The 4,656-nt window shown below is 74.9% G+C and carries 1 protein-coding gene; it reads left to right on the forward strand.

What is annotated here, in order from left to right:
• Positions 1 to 53: 53 nt before the first annotated feature.
• On the forward strand, positions 54 to 4,656 hold a 4,603-nt coding region (locus E1292_RS49450; RefSeq protein ID WP_165975170.1), incomplete at its 3' end, for a type I polyketide synthase.

Consider the following 4,656-nt stretch of genomic DNA (forward strand, 5'->3'; position numbering starts at 1 on the left):
GGACGTTGCATGTGGATGAGCCGTCGCCGCATGTGGATTGGTCGGCGGGTGCGGTGGAGTTGCTGACCGAGGCTCGTTCCTGGGACGAGCTCGACCGTCCGCGCCGCGCCGCCGTCTCCTCCTTCGGCATCAGCGGCACCAACGCCCACGTCATCATCGAACAGGGCGACCCGGTCGTACCCGCCCCCGACGAGGAGTTCGACCTCCCCGCGGTGCCCTGGATCCTCTCCGCCAAGAGCCCCGAGGCGCTGGCCGGGCAGGCCGGACGGCTCGCCGCCTGGGCGACGCCCGACATCCCGATCACCGCCGCCGGCGCCGCGCTTGCCGCCGGCCGGGCCGCACTCGACCACCGCGCGGTGATCGTCGGCAGCGAGCGCGACGAACTGCTGGCCGGCCTGCGGGCGCTGGCCGGCGGCTCCGACGCGCCCGGCGTGCTCACCGGCAGCGGCCAGGCCGGCCGGCTCGCCCTGCTCTTCACCGGGCAGGGCAGCCAGCGGCCGGGCATGGGCAGGGAGCTCGCCGAGACGTTCCCCGTGTTCGCCGAGGCGCTGGAGGAGGCCTGCGCCCTCCTCGACCCGCAGCTGCCGTACCCGCTGCGCGAGGTGATGTTCACTGACCCCGGCGGTGTGCTGAACGAGACCGGGATGACGCAGCCCGCGCTGTTCGCCTTCGAGGTGGCGCTGTACCGGCTGATCGAGTCGTTCGGCGTGCGACCGGACGTGCTGATCGGCCACTCGGTGGGCGAGATCGCCGCCGCCCACGTGGCCGGGGTCTTCTCCCTCGCCGACGCCTGCACCCTGATCGCCACGCGGGCCCGCCTCATGGACGCGCTCCCCAAGGACGGCGCGATGCTGGCCGTCGCCGCGCCGGAGGCGGACGTCCTGCCGCTGCTGGCCGGTCGTGAGGACCGGGCGGGGATCGCGGCGGTGAACGGTCCGGCCGCGGTGGTGGTGTCCGGTGACGAGGCGGCCATCGCGGAGATCGAGAGCCGGACGGAGGCGCGAACCCGGCGGTTGCGGGTCTCGCATGCCTTCCACTCGCCGCTGATGGAGCCGATGCTGGCCGACTTCGCCGAGGCGATCGGCGGCATCACCTTCCACGAGCCGACCATCCCGATCATCTCGAACGTGACCGGCCGCCTGGCCGATTCCGGGCAGCTGACCGACCCGTCCTACTGGGTCGAGCACGTACGCGTGGCGGTGCGGTTCGCCGACGGCGTGGCCGCCGCCGACGCCGCCGTCCTCCTGGAGGTCGGGCCCGACGGCATCCTCACCGGCATGGCCCAGCAGGCGCTCGCCGACGGCGTCTTCATCCCCGCCGCGCGCAGGGACCGCGAGGAGGCCGGCGCCTTCGTCCAGGCCCTCGGACGGCTCCACGCCAGCGGCGTCACCGTCGACTGGGACGCCTACTTCGGCGCCGCCCCCGCGCTCCACGTCGACCTGCCCACCTACGCCTTCCAGCGCCGGCGGTACTGGCTGGAGGCGCCCGGCCCCGCCGAACGGCCCACCGAGCACGTCGGGCTGTTCGAGGTCGACTGGGTCCCGGTGCCCGCCGCCGGAGCTGTGCCTGCTGCCGGGCCTGCCACTGGGCCTGCCACTGGGCCCGCCAGTGATTCCGGCGACGTGGTGCTGCCCTGGGAGAGCCCCGCCGACGACGGGGACGAGCACGCCCGCGCCCGCGCGGCCGTGCTGCGCGTGCTGGCCGCCGTCCAGGAGCGGCTCGGCGGGAACCAGCCCGCGTCCGGCCGCCTCGTGATCGCCACGGAGGGCGCGACCGGCGACACCCCCGACCTCGCCGGCGCGGCCGTGTGGGGTCTGGTCCGGTCGGTCCAGACCGAGTACCCGGACCGGTTCGTGCTCCTCGACCACGACGGCTCCATCGACGGCCTCACCGGCAACCCCGCCGACGGCCTCACTGGCAACCCCGCCGACGGCCTCGCCGGTGGCCCCGCCGACGGCCGCACCGGCAGCCCCGCCGACGGCATCGTCGCCGCGGCCCTCGCCTACGACGAGCCCCAACTGGCGATCAGAGCCGGCACGATCCACGTCCCCAGGCTGGCCCGGCGCGACCAGCCGGCGGGCGACCCGCCCTGGAACCCCGACGGCACGGTGCTGGTCACCGGCGGCACCGGCGCGCTGGGCCGCACCGTCACCCGGCACCTCGTCGCCACCCACGGCGTACGGAACCTCGTCCTCGTCACCCGCGACCCGCGGTCGCCCGGCGCGGTCGCGGTGGCCGCCGAGCTGGCCGGACTCGGCGCGCACGCCGAACTGGTCGCCTGCGACGTCACCGACAGGGACGCGCTGGCCGGGCTCATCGGCTCCTGCGAGACCCTCACCGGCGTCGTGCACATCGCCGGCGTCCTCGACGACGGCGTCGTGCCCGCGCTGACCCCCCAGCGGCTGGACACCGTGTGGCGCACCAAGGCCGAGACGGCCTGGCTCCTGCACGAGCTGACCCGCGACCGCGACCTGTCCGCGTTCGTGCTGTTCTCGTCGTGCGCGGCCACGCTCGGCAGCGCCGGCCAGGCCAACTACGCCGCCGCCAACGCCTTCCTCGACGGCCTCGCCCGGCACCGCCGCGCGCTCGGCCTGCCCGCCACCGCCCTGGCCTGGGGACTATGGGACAACTCCGCCGGCGGCATGGCCGGGACGCTCGCCACCTCCGACCTCGCCCGGTGGGCCCGGCTCGGCGTCGCCCCGATGCCGCAGGACAAGGCGCTGGAACTCCTCGACTCCGCGCTCGCCGGGAACGCCGTCACGACGCTGCCCGCCCGGCTCAGCCTGGCCAACGTCGCCGAGCCCGCCCCGGTCATGCTGCGCGCGATGCTGCGCAAGCCGATCGAGCGCCGCGCGGCCGACGGGCCGGACGAGGTGCCGCTGGCGCAGGCCCTGCGCGGGCAGAGCCCCGAGCAGCAGGAACGCACGCTGCTCGACCTCGTACGCGGCCAGGCGGCCCTGGTGCTCGGGCACGTGACGCCGAACGTCATCAGCGCCACGGGCGCGTTCAAGGAGGCGGGCTTCGACTCGCTGACCGCCGTCGAACTGCGGAACCGGCTCAACACCGCCACCGGGCTGCACCTGCCCAGCTCCCTGCTGTTCGACTACCCGTCGCCGCAGGCGCTGACCGAGCACCTGCGCACCGAACTGCTCGGCGGATCCGCCACCGCCGCCACGGCGGTCCGCACGACCGGCCACGACGAGCCGATCGCGATCGTCGGCATGGCCTGCCGTTACCCCGGCGGCGTACGCTCGCCCGAGGACCTGTGGGAGCTGGTCGCGCAGGCCCGCGACGCGGTGGGCGAGTTCCCGACCGACCGCGGCTGGGACCTGGACCGGCTCTTCGACCCCGACCCCGGCAAGCGCGGCACCACCTACACCCGGCACGGCGGCTTCCTCTACGACGCCGCCGACTTCGACGCGGCGTTCTTCGGCATCTCGCCGCGCGAGGCCCTCGCCATGGACCCGCAGCAGCGGTTGTTGCTGGAGGCCTCGTGGGAGGCCCTCGAAGACGCCGGCATCGACCCCGCCACGCTGCGCGGCAGCCAGACCGGGGTGTTCACCGGCATCGCGCCCATGGAGTACGGCCCGCGCCGGTACGAGGGCGCCGACCACGTGGAGGGTTACCTCCTCACCGGCGGCCTGGCCAGCGTCGCCTCCGGGCGGGTGTCGTACACCCTGGGGTTCGAGGGCCCGGCGGTGACCGTGGACACCGCGTGCTCGTCGTCGCTGGTCGCGCTGCACCTGGCGGCGCAGGCCCTGCGATCGGGCGAGTGTGACCTGGCGATGGCCGGCGGCGCGATGGTGATGGCCTCGCCGGGCACGTTCGTGGAGTTCTCCCGGCAGCGCGGCCTGTCCCCCGACGGCCGGTGCAAGGCGTTCTCCGCCGACGCCGACGGCACCGGCTGGAGCGAGGGCGTCGGCGTGCTGCTCGTCGAGCGGCTGTCCGACGCGCGCCGCAACGGCCACCAGGTGCTCGCGGTCATCCGGGGCAGCGCCATCAACCAGGACGGCGCCAGCAACGGCCTGGCCGCTCCCAACGGTCCGTCGCAGCAGCGGGTGATCCGGCAGGCGCTGGCCAACGCCGGGCTGTCGGCGGCGGACGTCGACGCGGTCGAGGCGCACGGCACCGGCACGAAGCTCGGCGACCCGATCGAGGCGCAGGCGCTCATCGCCACCTACGGCCAGGAACGGCAGGACCAGCCGCTCTGGCTGGGCTCGCTGAAGTCCAACCTCGGCCACGCCCAGGCCGCCGCCGGTGTCGCCGGGGTCATCAAGATGGTGATGGCCATGCGGCACGGGGTGCTGCCTCAGACGCTTCATGTGGGTGAGCCTTCTCCGCATGTGGACTGGTCGGCGGGTGCGGTCGAGCTGCTGACCGAGGCCCGTCCGTGGGACCAGGCAGACCGTCCGCGCCGGGCCGCCGTCTCGTCGTTCGGCGTGAGCGGCACCAACGCTCACGTGATCATCGAGCAGGGCGATCCCGTCGACGAGACCGTCCGCGAGGACCCGCGGCTGCCGGTTGTGCCGTGGCTGGTGTCGGCGAAGAGCCGGGAGGCGCTTGGGGCGCAGGCTGGTCGGCTCGCGTCGTGGATCACGGCGCGGCCGGAGGTGGACCTCGCGGATGTGGCGTGGTCGTTGGCGGCGGGCCGGGCGG

This window comes from Nonomuraea deserti, from assembly GCF_004348685.1.
In the GTDB taxonomy this organism is placed as follows: Bacteria; Actinomycetota; Actinomycetes; order Streptosporangiales; family Streptosporangiaceae; genus Nonomuraea; species Nonomuraea deserti.